This window comes from Enterobacter sp. UPMP701, from assembly GCF_053709515.1.
On sequence record NZ_JBSKJN010000047.1, the window covers coordinates 1 to 631 of the forward strand.

A 631-nucleotide genomic window follows, 5' to 3' on the forward strand; every position below is an offset into this window, starting at 1 on the left:
TGATGCATAACATGGTCGCCGGGAATTTTGATTACGTGCAGGCGGGAATGCCGAAAAAGAAAAAACGGACGCTTTCGCCAGATTATCCACGCGACCCGGCGCAGGTTTATCTGTGGCTGGAAGAAGCTGGTTGGCAAATTATGGGTAAGACAGGCGTTCGCGTGTTTCATGATTATCTGCGCGAGAAGCACCAGCAGCGCGACTGCTATGAAGCATTACTTGAATTAGAAACGCGTTATTGCCGTCAGGAACCGTATATTACCCTGGGGCGTTATATTCATGTCACCGCGCGCAAACCGCAGAGCAAGGATAAAGTATGAGTGAATTTTCCCAGACAGTCCCCGAACTGGTTGCCTGGGCCAGAAAAAATGACTTCTCCATCTCGCTGCCGGTAGACCGACTCTCTTTTCTGCTGGCGGTTGCCACGCTGAACGGCGAGCGTCTGGATGGTGAGATGAGTGAAGGCGAGCTGGTGGATGCATTCCGCCATGTGAGTGATGCGTTTGAGCAAACCAGCGAAACCATCGGCGTGCGCGCCAACAACGCGATCAACGACATGGTGCGTCAACGTCTGCTGAACCGCTTTACCAGCGAGCAGGCGGAAGGGAACGCAATTTACCGTCTGACGCCG

Annotated in this window: 2 pseudogenes; both read left to right on the forward strand. The window is 53.4% G+C overall.

Annotation, left to right across the window (positions count from 1 at the left end):
- Positions 1 to 320: pseudogene (locus ACWKXT_RS24265) on the forward strand (tRNA uridine 5-oxyacetic acid(34) methyltransferase CmoM); the annotation flags it as partial.
- Positions 317 to 631, forward strand: a pseudogene (locus tag ACWKXT_RS24270) (chromosome partition protein MukF); the annotation flags it as partial. The pseudogenes ACWKXT_RS24265 and ACWKXT_RS24270, both read left to right, overlap by 4 nt.